The sequence below is a fragment of the Pseudomonas fungipugnans genome (assembly GCF_029955235.1).
In the GTDB taxonomy this organism is placed as follows: Bacteria; Pseudomonadota; Gammaproteobacteria; order Pseudomonadales; family Pseudomonadaceae; genus Aquipseudomonas; species Aquipseudomonas fungipugnans.
The window spans coordinates 888,810-913,026 of the sequence record NZ_JARBWL010000001.1 but is presented as its reverse complement, the minus strand read 5'-3'; the positions used below and the strand labels follow the sequence as shown (position 1 = coordinate 913,026).

Annotated in this window: 11 protein-coding genes; 7 read left to right on the top strand and 4 right to left on the bottom strand. The window is 60.1% G+C overall.

Annotation, left to right across the window (positions count from 1 at the left end):
- Window positions 1–55: 55 nt before the first annotated feature.
- The 3 genes from sohB to POF45_RS03685 all read left to right on the top strand — a co-directional run bounded on the left by sohB (window position 56) and on the right by POF45_RS03685 (window position 5,715).
- Complete coding sequence (gene sohB, locus POF45_RS03695) at window positions 56–1,078, top strand: protease SohB (protein WP_282315099.1); 1,023 nt, start codon at window positions 56–58, stop codon at window positions 1,076–1,078.
- A gap of 222 nt (window positions 1,079–1,300) precedes the next feature.
- Window positions 1,301–1,846 (top strand): DUF6543 domain-containing protein, encoded by a 546-nt coding sequence (locus POF45_RS03690; RefSeq protein WP_282315098.1) that lies wholly within the window; start codon window positions 1,301–1,303, stop codon window positions 1,844–1,846.
- 11 nt (window positions 1,847–1,857) lie between these two features.
- Window positions 1,858–5,715 carry a dermonecrotic toxin domain-containing protein gene (locus tag POF45_RS03685; RefSeq protein ID WP_282315097.1) on the top strand — a complete coding sequence of 1,286 codons (3,858 nt, stop codon included), beginning with the start codon at window positions 1,858–1,860 and terminating at the stop codon, window positions 5,713–5,715.
- Between the two features lie 72 nt (window positions 5,716–5,787).
- Here POF45_RS03685 and POF45_RS03680 read toward each other — a convergent pair whose 3' ends face one another.
- Together POF45_RS03680 and POF45_RS03675 are read right to left on the bottom strand one after the other, a co-directional pair.
- A complete protein-coding gene (locus POF45_RS03680) occupies window positions 5,788–6,282 on the bottom strand; it encodes a DUF934 domain-containing protein (protein WP_259502666.1) in 495 nt (164 codons plus the stop codon).
- Entirely contained in the window at window positions 6,266–7,924 is a 1,659-nt protein-coding gene (locus POF45_RS03675) for a nitrite/sulfite reductase (protein ID WP_259502667.1), read from the bottom strand. The genes POF45_RS03680 and POF45_RS03675 overlap by 17 nt, the downstream gene beginning before the upstream one ends.
- A 523-nt stretch (window positions 7,925–8,447) precedes the next feature.
- On the opposite strand from POF45_RS03675, the gene POF45_RS03670 reads away from it, so the two are divergent.
- A complete protein-coding gene (locus tag POF45_RS03670; RefSeq protein ID WP_259502668.1) occupies window positions 8,448–9,533 on the top strand; it encodes an ABC transporter substrate-binding protein in 1,086 nt (361 codons plus the stop codon).
- A gap of 7 nt (window positions 9,534–9,540) precedes the next feature.
- On the opposite strand, the gene POF45_RS03665 is transcribed toward POF45_RS03670, so the two are convergent.
- On the bottom strand, window positions 9,541–9,756 hold the full coding sequence (locus POF45_RS03665; protein WP_259502669.1) for a DUF2970 domain-containing protein: 216 nt from the start codon (window positions 9,754–9,756) through the stop codon (window positions 9,541–9,543).
- A gap of 161 nt (window positions 9,757–9,917) precedes the next feature.
- Between POF45_RS03665 and POF45_RS03660 the strand changes: the two genes are divergently transcribed.
- The gene (locus POF45_RS03660; protein WP_282315096.1) at window positions 9,918–16,856 is read left to right on the top strand and encodes an NEL-type E3 ubiquitin ligase domain-containing protein; all 6,939 of its coding nucleotides are present in this window, start codon (window positions 9,918–9,920) and stop codon (window positions 16,854–16,856) included.
- A gap of 52 nt (window positions 16,857–16,908) precedes the next feature.
- Here POF45_RS03660 and metH read toward each other — a convergent pair whose 3' ends face one another.
- Window positions 16,909–20,619 carry a methionine synthase gene (gene metH / locus POF45_RS03655; protein ID WP_282315094.1) on the bottom strand — a complete coding sequence of 1,237 codons (3,711 nt, stop codon included), beginning with the start codon at window positions 20,617–20,619 and terminating at the stop codon, window positions 16,909–16,911.
- A gap of 154 nt (window positions 20,620–20,773) precedes the next feature.
- On the opposite strand from metH, the gene POF45_RS03650 reads away from it, so the two are divergent.
- Complete coding sequence (locus tag POF45_RS03650) at window positions 20,774–23,059, top strand: fatty acid cis/trans isomerase (protein WP_282315995.1); 2,286 nt, start codon at window positions 20,774–20,776, stop codon at window positions 23,057–23,059.
- A gap of 98 nt (window positions 23,060–23,157) precedes the next feature.
- A complete protein-coding gene (locus POF45_RS03645; protein ID WP_282315093.1) occupies window positions 23,158–24,192 on the top strand; it encodes an acyltransferase family protein in 1,035 nt (344 codons plus the stop codon).
- The last annotated feature ends 25 nt before the right edge of the window (window positions 24,193–24,217 follow it).

Sequence of the window (24,217 nt, the reverse complement as noted above, 5' to 3'; positions counted from 1 at the left end):
GGTATGCTGAACGCATCCGCGCGTATATGCAGCGCATTGTATTGAGGAGCCATGTGTGGATTTTCTGATGGAATACGCCAGTTTCCTGGCAAAGACCGTGACTCTGGTGATCGCCATTCTGGTGGTCCTGGCCAGTTTTGCGGCGCTGCGCAGTAAAGGGCGGCGTAAATCGGCTGGGCAGTTGCAAGTCAGCAAGCTCAATGATTTCTATAAAGGGCTGCGTGAACGTCTGGAGCAGAGCCTGCTCGACAAGGATCAGCTCAAGGCCTTGCGCAAGTCCGCCGCCAAGTCCGAGAAAAAACAGAAGAAGAAACCCGACGCCAAGGGCCGGGTGTTCGTGCTCGATTTCGACGGTGATATCAAGGCCTCGGCCACTGAAAGCCTGCGCCACGAAATTACCGCATTGCTGACCCTGGCCACGCCCAGGGATGAAGTGGTACTGCGTCTGGAAAGCGGCGGCGGCATGGTTCACAGCTACGGCCTGGCGTCCTCGCAACTGGCGCGCATCCGCCAGGCCGGCGTGCCGCTGACCGTGTGCATCGACAAGGTCGCGGCCAGCGGCGGCTACATGATGGCGTGCATCGGCGAGAAGATCATCAGCGCGCCGTTCGCCATCCTTGGCTCGATCGGCGTGGTGGCGCAGTTGCCCAACGTCAATCGCCTGCTGAAAAAACATGACATTGATTTTGAAGTGCTGACCGCGGGGGAGTACAAGCGCACCCTGACTGTTTTTGGCGAAAACACCGAGAAGGGCCGGGAGAAGTTTCAGGAGGACCTGGACATCACCCACGAGCTGTTCAAGAACTTCGTCTCCCGTTATCGCCCGCAACTGGCCATCGATGAAGTGGCCACCGGTGAAGTCTGGCTGGGCGTGGCGGCGCTGGACAAACAACTGGTCGACGAACTCAAGACCAGTGACGAGTACCTCGCCGAACGTGCCAAGGGCGCCGAGCTTTACCACTTGCATTACGCCGAACGCAAAGGCCTGCAAGAGCGCATCGGCATGGCGGCCAGCGGTTCGGTGGATCGCGTATTGCTGAGTTGGTGGAGTCGCCTGACTCAACAACGCTTCTGGTAATGACAACATGAACCCGGTCACTTCGGTGATCGGGTTTTTTTATGTCCGGTGTTTGGGGAATAAACAACGGGCATGAATAACACGTTGTCGGGTGGTATCTATGTATCTTTTAAGTTCAAGTTGTTGTTTTGTTGGCGGGGATTCTTATCGGGTTTTAGCGCTTTTAATTGAAAGGTCGGGGCCTAGACTGAATATTCTTATCAGTCGCAAGGTTCAAAGGATATGCCTTCAACTTTAACGAATAAAAACACACAGGATATGACGCCCGAAGAACAAGGCGCCTTTTTCGAACTTTTCAAACGTAAAGAACACCCGTCATGGCTGCTCAGTACCACACCTGAACGGCGTAGGGCTCTGCACGCCAGTCTGGTGGCCAGCCATCACTCCAGGGCCGAAACCGTCAAGGCACTGGGCAGGCTCAAGCGTCCGGAAAAATTCTGCAGCCCTCTGCTGGCCAAGGCCATGTCTGACAAGTTGGGAGAGTCTCTGGATGTACGAGGTGTTATTTTCCAGCATGTTCGCTCGACTTCAAGTTTGCTGGGGCTTCGCAAGAGACGTGTGTTGCCAATTGACGGGGACTTGCTGGGCGCCGCGTGTGAGAACTTTGAGGTCAGCGAAACATGGCTGACAGGTGTCACCGTTGACGAAAAGGTACGAAGGCGATTGTTGTGGGGGGCGCAGGCCTTGCAGCGGCATCCCGGCCTTGTGTTGCCAGACGCTGCGGGTGGTGATTCGGCGGTCAGCAAAAAGTCGGAGCCTGTTCAATGAAAGGATTGGCGATGAACACCTCCGAACAGCACGGTGTGGCGGGGGGCAACCCGATGATTGCCAGCCTCGCACTGACCACTGCGCTACCCATGACCGCCGCGCAATATGCGGCAAAGCTGATCGGCCAGCGCTGGGGTGATGAGTCCTTGAGGGCGCTGATGGTGGATCTCAATTACGACTTTTATGGCTATCGCGCAGACGGGAATGTGCATTTGGGCAAGGTGCGAACCTCGCAAAATCTGGTTCAGGCCTTGCTGAACAACTACCAGACCGTGGGCGCGGGTCGTTTTGGCGAGACAGCTTTTGGTTTGTACACCCAGCCCAGAGTGGGACCGCAGGTGCGTATCGTCGCTATCGAGGAGGCGATCAATCCTGGTAGTGGCTTTCGCGACTACGAAGGCATTTACCGACAAACCAGGCCGCAGGTCTATGGCCCGGACACGCAGCTTGCCCTCCAGCCGGCCGAGTTCAAGCAGTGGGTATGGGAACTCGAATTCCAGAGTCAGTACGCCGCTTATGTAGGTGATGCCTGGCCAGCAGACGAAACGTTGCTGGCGGCGGCTGCCTATCCGCTGCGCACCGGTGTCAAGGCGGCTTTTGTCATGGCAGCGTGGCTGCAACGTCAGGAAAACAGTCTGACCGTACCCGCGCACGGTCTGGCGTTGCGAGCTGCCGGGCTTGAGCCGCAACAGCCATGGACGCAACTGACGGTCGAACACATGCAGGTGCGTGCACCGATTCCGCCATCGGTTGAGGCCGCCCGCCTGATGATCTATCGCTACACCTCTAGCGATATCTGGAGTTTCAGGGACAAGGCCAGTGGCCGGATTGTGCTGTACGTTCCGGGAAACTCTTCAGCGTTTCACGAGTTTGCCGATCATCAGGCGTTGCTGGACTGGGTGGTCGACATCGCTCGTCATCCCGTGAGGCGGCAGGCGCTGGCCGCGCATTTTGCCGAGGATGATCGTGAAGACGGTACTTTCCATGCCGGTGTGTTGAGCGCACTGGAAGGCATTGCCATTTATCCGCGCCAATACCAACTGAAGAAGGGCAGCGGTTTCTTCAACAACGACGGTTACTGGCCAGCGGGCGATTACATTCAATTGCAAGTACCGCCGCCGCTCACCGACCCGTTTGCACAATGGGTGCGGGTCATGAAGCAGGCGGCCCTGGCGAGTATCGACAGCATTCGTGACGATGCCCAGGTCAATCGTGACAACCTGAGCGCAGTCGTCGAGCCAGTGGCGCAATGGATCGAGAAGTTCGGCCCGTTGGCGTTGTTCGTCCCCGGTGGCGAGGGCCTTCTGGCGCTGGCAGGGTTGATCGATGCCGGTTATGGGGTGGCTCAAGCGGTGGAGGGGCAGACAGCAGATGAGCGTTCGGCCGGGATCACCCGCACGGTGTTCGGCTTGCTCAACGCCTTGCCGGTGGCCATGGCCGGTGCGCTCGTGAAGACCGAAGAACGGGCTGTGGCGGCCACGGACCCGCAGCCGCAGCCGCAGCCGCCACAGGGTGTACTTGAAGCACCGGTGCCTGCGCTTGCCACCGACGTGCCGTCATCGTCCCTTGTCCTGAGCGAACGTTTACGCCTGCTACGTGGTCTGGGGCCTGAAGTGGCGTCCTTCAGCGACGAAGTGTTGGGGCAAATCGGCCATGTCTGCGATATCAACAATGACCTGCTGACCTTGATGCAGGCGGGGCGCCGACCACAGGCGCCGATTCTGGTGGACACCATTGCCCGGTTTCGTCTCGATCAGGACATCCAGCAGGCGCTGGGGCAGGCCGTTTCCCCTTCGCCCGCCGAGTTGTTCCGCCTACGCTATGGCGCGTTGCAACAGTCGGATCACGAGTGGGTAAAGCTGTTTCAGCATCACTATCCCGATTTGCCCAGAGGCGCTATTGAACAGATGCTCGACCGGGCCGGGGTCGACATCGACGCGCCGCATACACTGGCCGATGCCAAGCGGATGCTGAGTGAGCTGAGCGCCAAGGGGCAGCAGTATCAATTTCATGTGCGCTTGACCCGCGCCTATGAAGGTCTGTACTTGCGCTCGGTCGAATGCGCCGACAGCGATGTGCTGGCGTTGCATTCGCTGCGGCGGTTGCCGGGATGGTCGCCGCAGACTCGGATCGAAATCATTGACGGAACTTCGGCCAACGCCCGAGTGCTGGACAGCATCGGTCCGGGCAGTGGTGGTCATTATCGCCAGTTGATCAGGCAGGGTTCGGGGTATCAGGCCACCCCGCCTGTCATCGGTCGCACCGTGGACTTCCACACGGCGCTGCTCGATGCACTGCCCGCCGAGCAGCGTACGGCCTTGGGCCTGCGCCCGGAAAGCGCGTTGCAGGATTTGCAGGTGAAGCTGCGTGAATCGGCGTTGCCCCGCGCCGAGCTTGAAACGGGGTTGCAGCGAATGGATGCGGGCATGCCGTTCGACAGACAGGGTTTGCGTGGTGGCGGTTATCCGGATACGCCTCAAAGCGCGGCACTGACAATGGAAATCCTGGGGGTGCAACTCAGGCAGATCTACCCCGGCATCACGCCGCAAGAGGTCGAGGAGTTTGCGCAACGGTGGGGGCCCAGCGTGCAGAACCGACTGTCGATTCTCAGTGATCAATTGCAGCAGTTGCGGATCGACCTGGAGGAGTGGGTCGAACAGGTCGAGCAAGATGCCGAGGACATGGACGTCGATTGGCTGGATTCGGATGACGAGGACGCCCAGGGAATGGACCCCGGGGAGCTTGATGTGGCAAACGAGGCACGTCTTGACGACGCCATGGAGCTTGAGCGCCGTTCAAGAGTCGAGCTGGCCAATGATCTGGAAGCTCGCTGGCAGCGCCAGGGCGATGCGGCCAGCCATGTCTATGAAGGGGGGCAGTTTACCGGCTTCCGGTTGGAAATGGACTTCGAAAATCTGCACAGCCTGCCGCGGCTCAACGCCAAACTGCCAGATGTCGTGGAGCTGTCAGCCACCCATCTCACGCTGACACAGATTGACAGCCTTTCTGGGTTTCTGAAGTGTTTCCCCAATCTTCGCACGCTGGATCTGGCGCAGACCGATTTGCGTAGTACGGTGCAGGGAGGAGGATTTGGCGCCAGCCTGCCTGAGGCCATCAGCCAGCTGACTCAACTCACCCGTCTGAATCTCAGGGCGACCTGGTTGACGCTGACCGAGCAAGCGGCTGGCAGGCTGGGTGAGTTGACCCGCCTTGAAGAACTCGATTTGAGCGAGAACCCCCTGGGTACCGCGCCGGTGGTGGTGCAGATGCTTGCCCTGCGGCGTTTGAACCTGCGGAGCACGGGCATCCAAATCTGTCCGGTGGGTATCCGTGATCACGCTTATCTGCAACGTCTTGATCTGCGTGACAATCAGATCGGGCTGATACCCGAACCGGTCAGGGTACAGTCTGTGGCCCCGTACAACCTGTTGTTGGCGGGCAACCCGTTGAGCGATACCGATTCACTGCGCTGGGTCATGACCCATCGCCAGCAAACCGGTATCAACGTGTGGCTGGGGCCGCCGCATCCCGAGATCGTCAGCGCGCAGCCATGGCTGGCCGGGCTAGCGCCGCAGGATGCAGTCTTGCAGGTAGCACGCTGGGAGCGTCTGGTGGCGAAGGAGGGCAGTGACCGGTTTTTCGGAACACTGGATCTGGCCCGGCGTACCGCTGATTTTCAGGTGGACTACGTGCCATTGCAGCAGCGAGTCTGGAACATGCTGACCGCGATAGACGCTTCACCCGCGCTTTGCCAGCACCTGTTTCAGGAAGTGCAGTGGACGGCGCTCGACGGCGACAACCCGTTTGCCAGCCTGTCCAGGCTGGAGGATCGCATCGCAGCGTTTCAGGCGGCTGGTGCGGCCCCCTGACGGCGGCTTTGCACCGGCGAAAAAAAACCTTGAGCCTCGGCGGGCATGCCGAGGCTCAAGGCTCTTTATCAATCAGCGACGACGGAACAGCGGCAGCGGTTCGTCGGTGGCGGCCTGATAAGTCACCGAGAAGTCCTTGAGGCTTTCAAGGGCTTCATACGGGTCTTTGTCAGCGCGCAAGGCAAAGGCGTCAAACCCGCAACGGTGCAGGTAAAACAGCTGGTCGCGCAGCACGTCGCCAATTGCCCGCAGCTCGCCCTTGAAACCATAGCGGTCACGCAGCAGGCGGGCATTGGAGTAGTTGCGGCCATCGGTGAAGGCCGGGAAGTTCAGGGCAATCACCTTGAACTGATCCACGTCGTCACCGATTTCCTCGGCTTCTTCATCGGCGTCCAGCCACACACCCAGGCCGCCATCGCGGGCCTTGAGCGCGTGGGCATGATCGCGCCACAGGGCCAGCGGCACGATCAGGTCGTCGCAGTTGGAAATGCCGTCGAGGGTCGCGTCCTTGGGCAGTAAGTGCCAGGTTTCGTCGACGACCTCGTTGTTCTTAATGATTCGCTGCATAGACGCGTTCCTTGAAGAGGTCGATGCCGATACGTTGATAAGTGTCGATGAAGCGCTCGTCCTCGGTACGTTGTTCGACGTACACATCGATCAGCTTCTCGATCACGTCAGGCATGGCGTCCTGGGCGAAGGACGGGCCGAGGATCTTGCCCAGGCTGGCGTCACGGCTGGCGCTGCCACCCAGGGACACCTGGTAGAACTCTTCGCCTTTCTTGTCCACGCCCAGAATGCCGATGTGGCCGACATGGTGATGACCGCAGGCGTTCATGCAACCGGAGATGTTGAGGTCCAGCTCGCCGATGTCGAACAGGTAGTCCAGGTCGTCGAAACGGCGCTGGATCGATTCGGCAATCGGGATCGACTTGGCGTTGGCCAGCGAGCAGAAATCGCCACCGGGGCAGCAGATGATATCGGTCAGCAAGCCGATGTTCGGCGTGGCGAAACCTTGCTCGCGCAACTCGCCCCACAGCGCGAACAACTGTTGTTGTTCAACGTCGGCCAGGATGATGTTCTGTTCGTGGGAGGTGCGCAGTTGACCGTAGCTGTAACGCTCGGCCAGGTCGGCAACGCCGTCGAGCTGCTTGTCGGTGATGTCGCCCGGCGCCACACCGGTCGGCTTCAGGGACAACGTCACCGCGACGTAGCCCGGCTTCTTGTGGGCCAGGGTGTTGCGGCTGCGCCAGCGGGCGAAGCCAGGGTGTTGCTTGTCGAGTTCGGCCAGTTCGGCGCTCTGGTTGTCCAGGGCCTTGTAGTCCGGGTCGACGAAGTGTTTGGCCACGCGATGCACTTCGGCTTCGGTCAACGTGGTCTGGCCTGCGCGCAGGTGTTCCATTTCCGCATCGACTTTTTGCGCGAAGACTTCAGGGGTCAGCGCCTTGACGAGGATCTTGATCCGCGCCTTGTATTTGTTGTCACGACGGCCATAGCGGTTGTAGACCCGCAGGATGGCGTCGAGGTAGCTCAACAGGTCTTGCCACGGCAGGAACTCGTTGATGAACGCGCCGACCACCGGTGTCCGGCCCAGACCGCCACCGACCAGCACCCGGAAGCCCAGTTCGCCAGCGGCGTTGTGCACCGGCTCAAGGCCGATGTCATGGACTTCGATGGCCGCACGGTCGGAGGTCGAACCGTTGATGGCGATCTTGAACTTGCGCGGCAGGTAGGCGAATTCCGGGTGGAAAGTAGTCCACTGACGGACGATTTCGCACCATGGCCGCGGGTCGATCACTTCATCGGCGGCGACGCCGGCGAACTGATCGGTGGTGACGTTGCGCAGGCAGTTGCCGCTGGTCTGGATCGCGTGCATCTGCACGGTGGCCAGCTCAGCCAGGATGTCCGGAATGTCTTCCACCGCCGGCCAGTTGAACTGCACGTTCTGGCGGGTACTGATGTGGGCATAGCCCTTGTCGTAGTCGCGGGCAATCTTGGCCATCATTCGCGTCTGGCGCGAAGTGAGTTGGCCATAAGGCACCGCCACCCGCAACATCGGGGCAAAACGCTGGATATAAAGGCCATTTTGCAGGCGCAGGGGGCGGAATTCCTCTTCGCTCAGCTCGCCTGCCAGATAGCGTCGGGTCTGATCACGGAACTGCTTGACGCGGTCCTCGATGATCCGCTGATCGTACTCGTCGTATACGTACATATAAGTCCTGTTCTCAGGCTTGGGCCGGTCGGATACGGCTGCTTTTTTTGGCTGGCTTGCGTCCGATACTGCCTCGGCAATTCTGCGCGCACGGCCGCGCACTCCCTACGGAGCGGGGGCAAGATACCAGTTTGCAGTTATGCGCAAAAGTGATGTTTGAGTATATGTAAAGAACCAAAATGACTAACGAGAAGCGTTATTGAAAAGCCCTTGGTTGTCGTAAGGGCAATCATCGTCTTAACTGTGGTCGAGTCTTTATGCAATCACCGATAAAACCGACAAGAGGCGATGCAATGAGCAACCCAACCAAAGCAAGGAAAAGCGATAGCACGGTCGATGCCTGGGCGATTCTGTTCCTGATCATTCTTGTAGTAGGCACGGCGGTATTCTGGGTCAGTCATCAATAAAACGACCTCGTCCGGGCTCATTCCGACGATTGTCGGACAATAGCCGGAATAAACCCGGTTTTGCGGGTATTCGCCGTTTATAATGCGCGGCGAATTTCCGGGGGCTCGGACGACCTATGTTGAAGTTTTTCTGTGGCGTGCTGTTGACGCTTGGGGCGGTCTCGGGATCGTTTGCCCAGGCAGCTTCAGTGCTGTTTCTCAATCCCGGCAGCACTCGGGAAGCGTTCTGGGTCAGTTACTCGCAATTCATGCAGGCCGCCGCCAGGGATCTGGGCATGGACCTGCGTATTGTCTATTCCAATCGTCAATCCGATGTGGTCATCGAGCAGGCCCGTCGGGCACTGCAAGGCCCCGACCGTCCCGATTATCTGGTATTCGTCAACGAGCAGTACGTCGCGCCGCAGATTCTGCGCCTGGCCCAGGGCCGCGGCGTGAAGTTGTTCATGGTCAACAGCGCGTTCACGGCCGACCAGACAAGCCTGATGGATGCGCAGCCCGACAAGTTCGCTGAGTTGCTGGGCAGCCTGGTGCCCAATGACGAGGAGGGCGGCTACCTGATGCTCAAGGAGCTGATTCGCCTCAAAGGCCCGGTCCCGCCGGGTCAGGTGATCGAGTTGCTGGCGTTTTCCGGGCTGAAGATCACCCCCTCGGCGCAACTGCGTGAGAAGGGCATGATGCGTGCCCTGGCCGAGCATCCCGAAGTGCACCTGCGCCAACTGGTCTACAGCGGCTGGACCCGCGAACGTGCCTATGAACAAGCCCGGTTGTTGTTCAAGCGCTACCCGCATACGTCGCTGGTGTGGTCGGCCAATGACGAAATGGCCTTTGGCGCCATGCAGGCCTACACCGAAACGGGGGGGCAACCCGGCAAAGGCGTGTTGTTCAGTGCCGTCAATACGTCGCCGCAGGCGTTACAGGCACTGCTGGACGGTCGATTGAGTGCGCTGCTGGGTGGTCACTTCAGCCTGGGCGGCTGGGCGATGGTGCAGTTGCATGACGATGAGCTGGGGGTGGACATCAGCCAGTACGGCGGACGCGACCAGCAGATACCGCTGCTGCAACTGATCGACCATGCTCAGGCCAAACGCCTGTTGGTCCTGAATTCGACACAGAACTACGGTGTGGATTTTCGGCAGCTCTCGGCCAAGGGCCACCCGAGCTCGTGGCGTTATCCGTTCAGCCTGCAAACGCTGATGCACTGAGGCCGCTTCAGACGCCTGCCAGGTGCACCACGAGCTGCACGATGCCAAACAGCGTCAGGGCGAACACTGCGGTGAACACAATCCCCATGATCAGGAAGTGGCTGGGCTTGCCATGGGTGAAGTCGCGGGCGCGGTTCTTGCCGCTCTGCACGCCGAAGGCCGCAGCCATCACACTGTGGAGCATTTGCCAGAACGTTGGTGGTTTGTTGTCGGAGTCGTCCATGTGTCCCTCGACTGGTGGTGACAAAAGCAATGCTCCCCAGAGAATAGTCAACTTTGTGCAAAAGGTCGGCGTGGCCCCGAACGTATAACTATGTACCGCCATCGACGCGTGTTTGCTCGCTGTAATGAGGCTCCTTAAACAGAGTCATCAGGAGTTACCGCATGTCGAGTTCAACCCCGCTGCCGGGTATGGGACTGCACACCGAGCTGATCAAGGACCGCTTGCCAGGCTGGATTGCCCACAGTGCATCTGCCGATATTCGCCGCTTGCGGTCCGGCCTGCTTGCCGGCCATACAACGCCAGACTCGCCGCCGAGCTGGGCGGTGCAGGCCAGTCAGACGCTGCGTCAGGCACTGGCTGACAGCCAGAAGGCCAGTCGCCGCTCCCACACGGCGCTGGCCAAGACCCTTGAAGGCCTCAAGGGTATTACCGCCTTTGCCGAACCGCTGCTGAGCGAAGCGCTGCGTAAAAAATTCGGCCAAGCTCCGGACGTCAACAATCACGCCTTGTATTACTTGCGTTATCGCCAGTCGGTCCAGCAGCACTCGTTGCTGCAAGCGGCGTTACTGAACTTTGAAGGCAACGAGGACTTTCACGATATTTCCCTTGAGGCCACCAGCGCCCTGGCACCCAAGGATGCGCTGAAGACCGAGTACTACGGCGAAGTGATGGCCGGTGGCAGGCAACGGGCACGTCATCGCTACAGTGAAAAACTGTCCATCACACCGGATGATTTCTCGACGCTGTGTCGCAGCCTCGACCTCGGCCAGCAGTACCAGAGCCACCTTGAGCGGGTATTTGAAACACCGGCCAGCAAGGCGCAGGTGCGTCAGCAGATGATCACGGCGCAAAAGGATTTGCTGGCCATTCGCGTGCACACCGCACGAATGAAAAATGAGATCAGCGAATCAGCCTACACGTTGCTGCTGGCGATCCTGGCCGGGACGGATCGGCCCAAACTGGACGACAAGCCGGTGGCGTATAGCCAACTGAAAATCTTTGGTTTCGCGCTGGGCGAAATCGTGCTGATCGGCCCCGGCGTTGGTCAAGTGACCGCCCCGCCAGCTGACTGGTACTCGCCGTTCACCCCTGGCAGGAATCTGTTTGATTCAGCGTCTGACCCCTCTGGCGGACGCCTGGTGGCCTGGATTCCCGGGGCGCCGCTGTATCCTGTCAAGGAATACGCCTCGATGGAGGCCTTCAAGACAGACCTGGCAATCAGCCTGCGCTCGCCGGCCTATCAGCAGTTCTTTGCCAGTTTGCTGCCACAAGACGACGCGGCGGCTTTTCTCAACCAGTTGAAGGACAAGTTATATACTTGGAAGTGGAATGCCAATGGCCTCAAGGAGCAGGTCTTTGACGACGCAATCGACCTGAATCTGCGAGAGACGGTGATCAGCGGCGAGCTGTTCGGTGCGCTCTACGACAAGCACCTGCAACGCTTGAAAGCCAACGCCCGCCTGCTGGCGGTGCCCACCGCCGATGCTGATCGCAAGGCGGCCCAGGAGCGTCATGAACACTGGCTCAGCATCGGCCTGAATATGCTGAACGTGGCCGCGTTCATTGTGCCGGGCGTGGGCGAGGTGATGCTGGTGGTGACGGCCATCCAGCTGGGGCTTGAGGTGTACCACGGCATCGAGTCGTGGAAGGACGGCGATATGGTTGCCGCCTGGGGGCATCTGGAATCGGTGGCGTTGAATGTGGCTTTCATTGCCGCGCTGGGCGGTGCCGGCATCGTGGCGAGTCGGGCGCCGGTGATTCAGGTTTCGCGCTGGGTCGATGGTCTGGTGCCGGTCAAGCTGCCCAATGGTGAAGCGCGACTGTGGAAGCCGGACCTTGCGCCCTATAAAAGTGACGTGGTGTTGGCTCCGTCGATCAAGCCCAATGCCCTGGGGCAGTATGAAACGGGCGGTAAAATCTATGTGCGCATCGGCGATGGGCTGTACGAAAAAGGCTTTGATGCGCAGCTGAAAAAATGGCGGGTCAAACACCCCACCGATTCGGCGGTGTACCAGCCGGTGCTGGAAGGCAACAACAACGGTGGCTGGCGCGGTAATCATGAGCGTCCGCTGGAGTGGGACCGGCTGACCCTGCTGCGGCGAATGGGCCATCACACCGAGGCGTTCTCCGATGACGCCCTGAATACCATTGGCGATATCAGCGGTGTGCAGGACGAGGTGCTGCGCAAAATGCACGTCGATGGCCTGCCGGTTCCGTCGCTGCTGGCCGATACCTTGCAACGCTTTCGGATCGACCGGGAAGTGAGCGAGCTGATCGAGCAGATTCGCACGGGCAGGGGGCTCGACCCGCGTTATGAATACGTCATGCCCTTGCTGGTGGAGATGCCACGCTGGCCGGCCGGGCGGGTGCTGGAAGTTTTTGACGGGCCTGAACCGTGGGGCCGTTCCCGGCTGTACGGCAGCCCTTTATCGGCGGCGGATGTGCGGGCGACAATCAAGGTCACTCGCGCTGAAGTGCTGGGAGGCAAGTTGTCTCAACGTGTTCTGGCGGAGTTGAGCGAAGAGGAAGCCCTCGACGTGCTCGGGAGCCGTGCGGTCGGGGAAGGCGCGGAGCGTGAAGCGTTGTTCAATTCACGGCTGGCGGATGTTGCACTGAAGCGCCAAAAAGCCATTTTCCAAAGTCTGGAGCACTCAGCCGAGCCCGCACATCAGGGCGCAGAGGGCTTGCAGCGCAGGTATCCTCAATTATCCGATGCGGCTACGCGAGAGATCCTGAACACTGCCAGCGCAGGCGACCGGACGCAAATGCACACGACTGGCACGATTCCCCGGCGTGTGGACAATGCTGCCCGAGCGTACCTGCAACAGCGTCGTCTGAATCGGGCAATAGCCGGTTTGCAGCGCGAAAACATGGCCTCTGTCGACAGTGATCGTCTCGCCCTGCACGGGCTGGAACAGCTTGCGCAATGGCCCGCAGATCTGCGGCTGGAGTTGCATGCCGACCATTTCAATGGCCGGTTGCTGGACAGTGTCGGCGACGAAAATGCGTCGGTGCGCAAGTACCTGGTCAAGGATGGCGAGCGTTTTCAGGCTTATGACGAGCGCGGTCAAACCCTGAACAGCGTTGCACCTCACGGACGTCATTTGTTCGATTCGATCATGCATGCCCTGCCCGATGAGGCCCGGCAAGGGCTGGGGTTGCCCAGGGTCACTCAAGGCCCCGAGCTGCAACAGGCCCTGGCACGTCATGCCTTGGGGCACCGTCGGGAAATGGCCGGTATTTTGAAACAGCGCCAGCCGATGTCCAGGCCAACGGCGCGCCTGGGCAAAGGCCGACTGGGTTATGGCTTGACGGGCAGGGGCGATGCCTTCCGGGGCGACGCGTCATTGATTGCCCGGGTACGCGATGTTTATCCCAATATCACTGAGGAAGAAGCCTCGCTTTTTGTGCTTGGCCGTCTGGCCAATGGCGAAGAACCCAGGCAGATATTTCATCTGCTCAACAATCGGCAGCGAGAGTTGACGGGGTTACGGGCGGTTCTGGAGCACTGGGTGGCGGCAGACGGCAACCTGATGGCGAGTCGACAACGGGTGTCTGACAACCTCATCAGTTGTTGGCGAGAAAATCTGTACCGTGGTCAGCTCCCCGAGGCGTCCGTGGATTTGACCGGGGTTGACGAACTGCCAGTACTGACTGCGGATTTCTCTCACGTTCAGGCACTTTATGTGGGGGGCAGGGCCATCGCCGCAGAGCGGGGCGCTGCGTTGTTGAGGCAGTTCCCTGGCGTGCGACGTCTGGAACTGTATGTTGATCAGGAGCTGATAAACCAGGTCAGTGAGAGTCTGGCCGGCTTGACCACCATTACCGAACTGGCAATTCACGGTTGGGGGCTGCGTTGCCCGCCTGAATTTGTGCAGCGCCTGAGTGCACTGACACAACTGGAACGCCTGTCTGTGGCCGGTTCCACGGATGGCCTGGATGTCAGCGGCATGGCCCGCCTGCGCTGGTTGAGCGTCACCCTGATGGAAGCGGACTGGCCTGCGGGCATTTTGCAGCTGGAGCAACTTGAATCCCTGAGTCTTTCGGGCGACAGGGTCGGCACGCTGCCAGAGGGGTTGTTCACCGGGCATGAGCGCCTGTGGCGAGGCTTGCATCTGGATTGGTCGAACTTCGATCCGCAGACCGTTGTGAAAGCCTTCGAATACCTGCATGACAATCCTGCGCATCTGGTTGATGAACAAGCCTGGGTAACGAGCTACGCCAAACGCTCGCTGGAACGCCTGGGTGCCGAGGATCCGAGATTTCCAGGCAAGGCCATCGCCGAGTTCAGGCGTCAGGGGCTCACGCCTCGCGAGATGCTTGACCGTATCAACAACGTGCGCGAAGAGCAGCGAGTCATGCAGCAAGGCTTGCTGGAATGGCAAGCGAGGACGTTGCGCGTCGATCGCCGCACCGTGGACCCGGTGATCCGCGAACGCTGTGTGGAAAGAATCCTGGCGTGTTGGCGTAATGGCTTGAGCGGGCGCTATACCGAGGATGCGTTACCGCCGGGGCGGTTATTTACAGCCCTTTCAGACCGTGCGGTGCTGGATCTGTCGGCAGGCGTATTGGGCGATCTGCCGCCGCTGCCCCGGGATGCCTTTGCGCATGTGCGACGTTTGAATATCGCAGGCGTAAAAGCCTCGACCGAGGACATCGATGGTTTCCTGAAGCATTTCCCCCGGCTCGCCGAACTGAACCTGAGCCGCAATAGCCTGACGGAACTGCCGCCAACACTGGTGGACCTCAAAGACCTGACGCACCTGGATCTTTCCTACAACCAACTGACGGTCACGGGACCGGTCCAGTATCAACTGAGTCGCCTGGGCAAGCTGCGGGTGTTGAGTTTGCCGTACAACCGGATCGTTGAACTGGACGTCAGCACCCTGACCGATCTGGTGAAACTGGACCTCAGTCATACCGCGCTCAGGAATTGGCCCAAGGGCGTACTGGACCTGCCAGGCTTGCAACAACTGGACCTGAGCTACAGTGCGATCACGACCATCCCCGAGGCAGCCCTAAGTGGGCATGACGTGCTGCTGCTCCTTACCAGTGTCCGTGGCTGCCGGTTGGCGCCGCCAGCGCGTGCGGCATTGTTGGCCTATGGCGAGCGAGCCGGTCTGGGCAATCTGCTGGGCATCCCCAAAAGCACCCTCGCTGAAGGACTGACGGGCGGTGATCCGGAATACTTTCCCGTGGAGGTCGCCGATGACCCCCGGTTGCTGCTGTCGCTCCCGCTGGAGCCCGTTGGTGGTGAGCTACGCTTGACTCCCGCAGCCCAACTGCAGCGCCTGGACCCTGGGCTAGGCAACGTCGAAGCGATTCAGCGGGTTACCGAGTTAAGTGCGAGTGGATTGAGTGCGCTTGAAATCGAGGCCCGCCTGGGCGAGTGGCGTCAACAGCACCAGACGTTGATCAGGCAACTCAATGCCTGGATCGACATCCGTGCGTATCGCGAGGGGGGCGGCTGGGTCAGCGCCATTGATCGCAGACGTGCGGCTGACAGAATTCTGCAAAGCTGGCGGGTCGGTCTGCGGCCTCAGCCGGTGGCGGGACCTCATGTACTCGATTTCGATGGCCTTACCCTGGGTGATCTGCCTGGCGTGTCAAAGGTCTTCAACCACGTCACGGAGCTGAACCTGAGCGCGATCAAGTTGACGGAGCAGGGCTCCAACGAGTTCCTGCGTGCGTTTCCCAATCTGCGCAGCCTGATGCTCAACAAAAATGGCCTGGCCCGTTTGCCCGAGCCCGTTGCCGAACTCAAAGCCCTCACCCGTCTTGACGCGGCCAGCAATGACCTGCGCGATGTCGTTCAACTGCAACGCGAGCTGGGTGGCTTGCCGGCACTGGAGACGCTGGACTTGAGCGAGAACACGCTGTTCGAGTTTGATGTAACCGGTATGACGCGGCTCAAAAGCCTCGACCTGCGTGGCAACGTGCTGTCGGATTGGCCGACCGGGGTGTTGGTGATTGCGGACCTCAGCTCCCTGAATCTGAGCAATAACCAGATCGAGACCATCCCGCCAGAGGCATTACAGCCAGAGCACCGGGCGCTGATGGCGGGTACGAATCTGTCCGATAACCTGCTGCTGGAGCATGAATTCGAGATTCTGCGCGCCTACCTGCGCGATACCGGCAACGGCCTGGGTTTTTCCGACCAGGAGATCGAACGTATGATCGATGGCTACGCACAGACAGAGGAAAGCGCAGAGGGCTCTGATGCAGAAGACGTTCACCCTGACTACCAGACGCCACAGGAGCAGAAGAATCGCTGGTTTGCAGGCGTGGCTGCGGACTCGGAAAAGCATGGTGTCTGGGACGCCCTCAAGGACGCCGACGATAACCACAACTTTTTCTACATCCTGTCACAGCTGCCGCAGACCAAGGATTTCAAACAGGACGTGGCCGAACTGACGCGTCGGGTCTGGGACGTGCTTGATTCGGCCCACGAAAGCGAGGCACGGCGCGAGAGTCTGTTTGATACCGCAACGGTATCAATGGTCAAAGCTACCTGTGGTGATGGCTGGATTCTCTTGTTCAGTGATCTTGAACTCAACGTCTACCAATTCAATACCTTGCGGTCGGCGACTGCCGGGCAGGAAGGACCGAAGCTGTTCAAGCTGGCCACCGGGATGATTCGTATCGATGAGGTCGAGGCCGTTGCCAGTGACGTGATCAGGGCCAGGCCCGGTATTGATCCGGCGGAGATTCGTCTTGCCTACCGCATTGGCCTGGCGCAACGGCTGGAGCTGCCGCGCCAGCCCGTCGACATGTTGTACCGCAACGTGTCGCGAGTGACGCAGGCTGATATCGACCGGGCATACACCTCGATCATCGACAAGGAGCGCACCCCGGTGTTTCTGCACAATCTGGTCAAGCGTGAATACTGGGTGGACTACCTGAAACGCCAGTACCCGGCCGACTACACCGAGTTGACGCGCAGCCAACAGCTGAAATACGAGGCGCTGGAGGCGCGTCATGCCAATCTGGATGCGCACTACCAGGCAGAATTGCTGGTGTTGACCGAGGCCAATAACGCCGAGCAGACGCAGCTGGCCATTCGTCTTTCAGCCCGGGAGCGGACGCGCATGGGCCTGTAGTTGCAAGCGCTGCGGGGGACAATCCGGCGTGTCCCCCGCCGTGCTCAGGCTGTCAGTTGTCGTAGCCCAGGTTCGGCGCCAGCCAACGCTCGGTGACGCTCAACTCCTGGCCCTTGCGCGAGGTGTAGCTTTGTACCTGGTCCTTGTCGATCTTGCCCACGGCGAAGTACTGCGCCTGCGGGTGGGCGAAATACCAGCCGCTGACCGCCGCTGCCGGGAACATGGCGTAGTGCTCGGTGAGGAACACGCCGCTGCGCCCTGCATGCATTTCGCTCGCTTCGGGGTCCAGCAACTTGAAGAGCGTCGATTTCTCGGTGTGATCCGGGCAGGCCGGGTAGCCGGGGGCAGGGCGGATGCCGGTGTATTGCTCTTTGATCAGCGCTTCGTTGTCCAGCGTCTCGTCCTTGGCATAACCCCAGTGCTCTTTACGCACCTGCTGGTGCAGCCACTCGGCGCAGGCCTCGGCCAGGCGGTCGGCCAGGGCCTTGACCATGATCGAGTTGTAGTCGTCGCCGGCGTCCTGATAGGCCTTGGCCACTTCTTCGGCACCGATACCGGCGGTGGTGATAAAGCCGCCCACGTAGTCGGTGATCTCGCTGTCTTTGGGCGCCACGAAATCCGCCAGGGAGAAGTTCGGCTTGCCGTCGGTCTTGATGATCTGCTGGCGCAGGTGATGCAGCTTGGCCAACGGCTGACCGTCATCGCCATAGACTTCGATGTCGTCTTCGCGCACCTGATTGGCCGGCCAGAAGCCGAACACCGCACGGGCGCTGATGAGTTTTTCGTCAATCAGTTTGGCGAGCATTTCCTTCGCGTCGGCGTACAACGCGGTGGCGGCTTCGCCGACCACTTCGTCTTTGAGGATGCGCGGGAACTTGCCGGCCAGGTCCCAGGAGATGAAGAACGGCGTCCAGTCGATGTACTCGGCCAACACGTTCAGATCGATGTTATCCAGTACGCGCGAACCGGTGAAAGTCGGTTTGACCGGGGTGTAGCTGCCCCAGTCGAACTGCGGCTTCTTGGCGATGGCGGCCGGGTAGCTCAGGCGTTCGGTGCGGGCACTGCGGTTGGCGGTGCGTTCGCGAACGTCGATGTATTCCAGGCGGGTTTTCTCGACGAAACCAGCCTTCAGTTCCTTGGACAGCAACTGCGTCGCCACGCCCACGGCGCGGGAGGCGTCGGTCACGTAGATCACCGCGTCATTGCTGTACTTGGGTTCGATTTTGACCGCCGTGTGCGCCTTGGAGGTGGTCGCACCGCCGATCATCAACGGCAGGTAAAAGTCCTGGCGCTGCATCTCGCGGGCCACATGCACCATTTCATCCAGCGACGGCGTGATCAGCCCCGACAGGCCAATGATGTCGCACTTCTGCTCCTTGGCGACCTGCAGGATTTTCTCTGCCGGGACCATCACCCCAAGGTCGACGATGTCGTAGCCGTTACAGCCCAGCACCACGCCGACGATGTTCTTGCCGATGTCGTGCACGTCGCCCTTGACCGTGGCCATCAGGATCTTGCCCTTGGCCTCCGGTTTGTCGCCTTTTTCCAGCTCGATGAACGGGATCAGGTGGGCCACGGCCTGTTTCATCACACGGGCGGATTTGACCACCTGGGGCAGGAACATTTTGCCGGCGCCAAACAGGTCGCCGACGATGTTCATGCCCGACATCAGCGGGCCTTCGATCACTTCGATCGGGCGTGCGAACGACTGACGCGATTCTTCGGTGTCTTCAACGATGTGGGTGGTGATGCCCTTGACCAGCGCATGCTCCAGACGCTTGTTGACTTCCCAGCCGCGCCATTCTTCGGTCTCGGCTTCCTTGACGCTGCCATCGCCTTTGTACTTGTCGGCGATGGCGAGGAGGGCGTCAGTGCCTTCGGGGGTGCGGTTGAGGATCACGTCTTCCACGGCGTCGCGCAGCTCGGCCGGGATCTGGTCATAGATCTCCAGCTGGCCGGCGTTGACGATGCCCATGGTCAGGCCGTTGCGGATCGCGTACAGCAGGAACACCGAGTGAATCGCCTCGCGCACCGGGTTGTTGCCACGGAACGAGAACGACACGTTGGACACGCCACCGGAGGTCAGCGCATACGGCAGCTCGTCACGGATGTAGGCACAGGCGTTGATGAAGTCCACGGCGTAGTTGTTGTGTTCTTCGATGCCGGTGGCCACGGCGAAGATGTTCGGGTCGAAGATGATGTCTTCCGGCGGGAAGCCGACTTCGTTGACCAGAATGTCGTAGGAGCGTTTGCAGATTTCTTTTTTGCGCGCTTCGGTGTCGGCCTGACCCGATTCGTCGAAGGCCATGACGACCACGGCGGCGCCGTAGCGCTTGCACAGTTTGGCGTGATGGATGAACTGCTCGACGCCTTCTTTCATGCTGATCGAGTTGACGATGCCCTTGCCCTGGATGCACTTGAGGCCAGCTTCGATCACTTCCCACTTCGAGGAGTCGATCATGATCGGCACGCGCGAGATGTCCGGCTCGCCGGCAATCAGATTGAGGAAGGTCACCATGGCCTTCTTCGAATCGAGCATCCCTTCGTCCATGTTGATGTCGATCACCTGGGCGCCGGCTTCGACCTGTTGCAGGGCGACTTCCAGGGCTTCGGTGTAGTTGTCTTCACGGATCAGCCGGGCGAACTTGGCGGAACCGGTGATGTTGGTCCGCTCGCCGACGTTGACGAACAGCGAGCTGCGGTCGATGGTGAACGGTTCCAGGCCCGACAGGCGGCACGCCTTGGGAATGTCCGGAATCACCCGAGGCGCGTAACCGGCCACGGCCTTGGCGATCGCCTCAATGTGGCCCGGCGTGGTGCCGCAGCAGCCACCGACGATGTTGAGGAAGCCGCTCTGGGCGAATTCCTCGATGACCTTGGCCGTTTCCGAGGGCAATTCGTCGTACTCGCCGAATTCGTTCGGCAGGCCGGCGTTCGGGTGCGCCGAGACGTGGGTGCTGGCCTTGTTCGACAGCTCTTCCAGGTACGGACGCAATTCACGGGCGCCGAGGGCGCAGTTCAGTCCGACCGAAATCGGCTTGGCGTGGGCCACGGAGTTCCAGAACGCTTCGGTGGTCTGGCCCGACAGGGTGCGGCCCGAGGCGTCGGTGATGGTGCCGGAAATCATGATCGGCAGTTCGACGCCCAGCTCTTCGAACACGCCTTGTACGGCGAAGATGGCTGCCTTGGCGTTCAGGGTGTCGAAGATGGTTTCGATCAGGATCAGGTCGGCGCCGCCTTCGATCAGGCCCTTGGTGGCCTCGGTGTAGTTTTCCACCAGTTCATCGAAGGTCACGTTGCGGTAGCCGGGGTTGTTCACGTCCGGGGACAGCGAGCAGGTGCGGCTGGTCGGCCCGATCACGCCGGCGACGAAGCGCGGCTTGTCCGGGGTTTCCAGGGTCTTGGCGTCGGCGACCTTGCGCGCCAGTCGCGCACCTTCTACGTTTAATTCATACGCCAGGCCCTGCATGCCGTAATCAGCCAGGGACACTTGGGTAGCATTGAAGGTGTTGGTTTCCAGAATGTCGGCGCCAGCATCGAGGTAGGCCTTCTCGATCGCACCAATCACGTCCGGGCGAGTCAGCACCAACAGGTCGTTGTTGCCTTTGACATCGCTCGGCCAGTCAGCGAAGCGTTTGCCACGGTAGTCCTGCTCCTCCAGCTTGTAGCTCTGGATCATCGTGCCCATGCCGCCATCGAGAATCAGGATGCGCTCTTTGAGGGCGTGCTTGAAAGCTTGAAGGCGAAGGCTGCGATCGGACATTGAGGCTACTCGAAAAGACCATGACTAAGGGCCGGGATCATAGCAAACCTGTGCGCTTTTAGAGCATGTCCCGGTTTTGCATGAATATCGCTCATGTTGGTGCGGGGCACGGACCGGTAGAATCGCGGCGTTTTTCATGATTTGGACCACGGACATGTCGTATCGCGTCGTCGTCAGCATTGTGTTGCTGCTTTCAAGCTGGGGCGCCGTTGCGCAAGATCCGGCCATTTCCTACACCCGCGATATCCAGCCGATCTTCACCGAAAAGTGCGTGGCCTGCCATGCCTGCTATGACTCCGCCTGTCAGTTGAACCTGGGCAGTGGCGAAGGCGCCGGCCGTGGCGCGACCAAAGTCCCGGTGTACGACGGCGAACGCAGTCAGGCCGCGGCGCCGACCCGTTTGTTCTATGACGCCTTTGGCAAACGTGCCTGGCAACAAAAGGGCTTTTATTCGGTGCTCGACGCCCAGGGCAGTCAGGCGGCGCTGATGGCGCGAATGCTGGAGTTGGGCCACAAGACCCCGCTGCAACCCAACGCCAAACTGCCGGACGAGATCGTGCTGGGCCTGAACCGGGAAAACATGTGCCCCATGCCTGCCGAGTTCGACGGCTATGCCGGCGCGCATCCAAAGGAGGGCATGCCGCTGGCGGTGACCGGCCTGACCGACCAGCAATACCAGACGTTGCAGCGCTGGCTGGCGTCCGGTGCGCCCATCGATGAGCAAGGCCTGGTGCCCAGCGCCCAGGAGGCGTTGCAGGTGGTGCAATGGGAGAACCTGCTCAACGCCCCTGGTGCCCGGGAAAGTCTGGTCGGGCGCTGGTTGTTCGAACACTGGTTTCTCGCCCATATCTATTTCAAGGACGGCGAGCCTGGGCATTTCTTCCAGTGGGTGCGTTCGCGCACACCCACCGGCCAGCCCATTGACCTGATCAACACCCGCCGCCCCAACGACGATCCGGGTACGCAGATTTACTACCGGCTGTGGCCGGTGCAGGGCGTGATCGTGCACAAGACCCACATCACGTATCCGCTGAGCGCGGCGAAGATGGCCCGGATCAAAAGCCTGTTCTACAGCGGCGACTGGCAAGTGATGGCGCTGCCGGGTTACGGCCCGGAACGTCGGGCCAATCCGTTCAGCACCTTCGAGGCGATCCCGGCCCAGGCGCGCTATCAGTTCATGCTCGACAACGCCGAGTATTTTGTCCGCACCTTTATTCGTGGCCCGGTATGCCGGGGGCAGATTGCCACGGACGTGATCCGCGACAACTTCTGGGCGCTGTTCCAGGCCCCGGAACACGACTTGTACGTCACCGACCCGTTCTATCGCGGCAAGGCCACGCCTTTGCTGGCGATGCCTGGGCAGAACGATGACGTCGGCAGCGTGCTGACGGTCTGGCACGACTACCGTGACAAGCGCAACGAATACGAAGCCCTGCGCCGCGACGCCTATGCCGACGCCCCGGCACCGAGCTGGTCGTCGCTGTGGGCCGGCAATGACAACGCCTTGTTGAGCATTTTCCGCCACTTCGACAGCGCCTCGGTGACCAAGGGCCTGATCGGCGAAGTGCCGCAGACGATGTGGCTGTTCGATTACCCGCTGCTGGAGCGCACCTATTACCAGTTGGCGGTCAACTTCGACGTGTTCGGCAACGTCTCGCATCAGGCCCAGACGCGACTGTATTTCGACCTGATCCGCAACGGCGCCGAGCAGAATTTCCTGCGCTTGATGCCCGCCGATTCCCGGGACGACTACCTCGATGACTGGTATCAGAGCAGCGGAAAATTCAAGATGTGGCTGGATTACGAGGCCATCGACGACAGCAAGCCGACGGCGCTCAAACTCAATGAAAAGGACCCGAAAGGCGATTTCGCCAAGCAGTTGCTGGCCCGTTACGGCGACCTGAATGCCCGGCCCGATCCGATCAACCGCTGCGAAGGCGCCTATTGCTCACGGCCCAATATCGACCCGGCGTTGCAGAATGCCGAACAGGCCCTGAGCCGTCTCACCGCGCGCCCGGCGGCCGGTTTGAAGGTCATCGACCAATTGCCGGAAGCGACCCTGCTGCGCATCGAAACCAAGAGCGGCAAACGCGAGATCTACAGCCTGCTGCGCAACCGTGCCCACAGCAACGTGGCGTTCCTGCTCGGCGAGTCTCTGCGCTATCAGCCGGGGCTCGACACCCTGACCATTTATCCGGGTGTGCTGAGCAGCTACCCGAACTTCATCTTCAATATCCCCGCCGATCAGGTGCCGGCGTTTGTCGATGCCATGGAAAACGCCAGGAGCGCCAACCGCTTCGAGAAAATCGTTGAACGCTGGGGCATCCGCCGCAGCCATCCGCAATTCTGGTTTTACTTCCATGATCTGAGCACCTACCTCCATGAGACTGACCCGATGGAAGAGGGCGTGCTGGACATGAACCGGTACGAGAATCTTTGATCGACTTTTGATGCGGGCCTGTTGTCCCAATTACCAGAACCACCACACCCCACAGGGGGAGATGGTGATTTTGTGAATTGTGGTCGGGAGCGCGTTTGATGTTGATTTCAGTACAGGCCCTGCGTGCACTCGCAGCCTGGGCGGTGGTTTGTCACCATTTCATGCAGATTTTCTTCAACTTCCAGGCACGCGGGCCGGTGGGGCAGGCGTTCATCGACAAGGGCGCAGTGGGCGTCGATATTTTCTTCGTGATCAGCGGTCTGGTGATTTTCCTTTCCACCGAAGGCAAGGCGTTGGCGCCGGGCAAATTTCTGCTCTATCGGCTGATCCGCATCGTGCCAGCCTATTGGTTGTACACGCTGTTGATGGCGCTGATCGTGGTGTTCGCGCAGCCGGTATTGCCCGACCAGACGGTCGACTGGCCGCACGTGCTGCTCTCGTTGCTGTTCATTCCCTCGCAAAACCCCGGCGGATACGGGATCTACCCGACGCTCAATGTTGGCTGGACCCTCAACTACGAAATCCTGTTTTACCTGCTGTTTGCCTGGGCCTTGTTGTTCCGTTTGCAGGTGCGGCTGTTGATCGTTGCGGCGCTGTTGTTTGCCGTGTGCCAGGCCTGGACAGGTTATGGCTGGATCAGCGATTTCTACCGTTCGGACATCGTCTACGAATTCCTGCTGGGCATGGCCCTGGGCATGCTCTATCGACGTGGATGGATCAGGCCCGGATTCTGGCTGCCGTTGCTCGGTATTATCGGTGCGCTGCTGGCAATCTATCACTGGCCGCCAGCGCCTCGCCTGCTGGCCTGGGGCTTGCCGAGTGCGGTGTTGGTGGTGTCGTGCATGGCGCTTGAGCGTTATTTTCAGGGCGCCCAGGTGCTTAAACTGCTCGGCGATTGCTCCTACTCGGTGTACCTGATGCATGTGCTGGTGCTGTCTGCCGGTGGATTTGTCGCCAAGCGCTATGGAGTCAATCCCTATCTGATGTTCACCGTTTGCGCGATGATCATCGGCATCGCTTCGTGGCTGAGCTACGAATGGGTGGAAAAACGTAGCTATCGGTGGCTTAAAACCTGGATCGACGGCGAAACACCAAGTCAGCCAGTGCTGGCGCTTTCCCGACAAAAATACTAGGACTTTGTGCGGCGCGATGATTGGC

Bases quoted from the DNA above. Each gene is read 5' to 3' on its own strand.
- metH (WP_282315094.1), bottom strand. From the start codon at position 20,619: ATGTCCGATCGCAGCCTTCGCCTTCAAGCTTTCAAGCACGCCCTCAAA.
- POF45_RS03680 (WP_259502666.1), bottom strand. From the start codon at position 6,282: ATGCAGCGAATCATTAAGAACAACGAGGTCGTCGACGAAACCTGGCAC.
- POF45_RS03670 (WP_259502668.1), top strand. From the start codon at position 8,448: ATGTTGAAGTTTTTCTGTGGCGTGCTGTTGACGCTTGGGGCGGTCTCG.
- POF45_RS03685 (WP_282315097.1), top strand. From the start codon at position 1,858: ATGAACACCTCCGAACAGCACGGTGTGGCGGGGGGCAACCCGATGATT.
- POF45_RS03665 (WP_259502669.1), bottom strand. From the start codon at position 9,756: ATGGACGACTCCGACAACAAACCACCAACGTTCTGGCAAATGCTCCAC.
- POF45_RS03645 (WP_282315093.1), top strand. From the start codon at position 23,158: ATGTTGATTTCAGTACAGGCCCTGCGTGCACTCGCAGCCTGGGCGGTG.
- POF45_RS03690 (WP_282315098.1), top strand. From the start codon at position 1,301: ATGCCTTCAACTTTAACGAATAAAAACACACAGGATATGACGCCCGAA.
- POF45_RS03660 (WP_282315096.1), top strand. From the start codon at position 9,918: ATGTCGAGTTCAACCCCGCTGCCGGGTATGGGACTGCACACCGAGCTG.
- POF45_RS03650 (WP_282315995.1), top strand. From the start codon at position 20,774: ATGTCGTATCGCGTCGTCGTCAGCATTGTGTTGCTGCTTTCAAGCTGG.
- POF45_RS03675 (WP_259502667.1), bottom strand. From the start codon at position 7,924: ATGTACGTATACGACGAGTACGATCAGCGGATCATCGAGGACCGCGTC.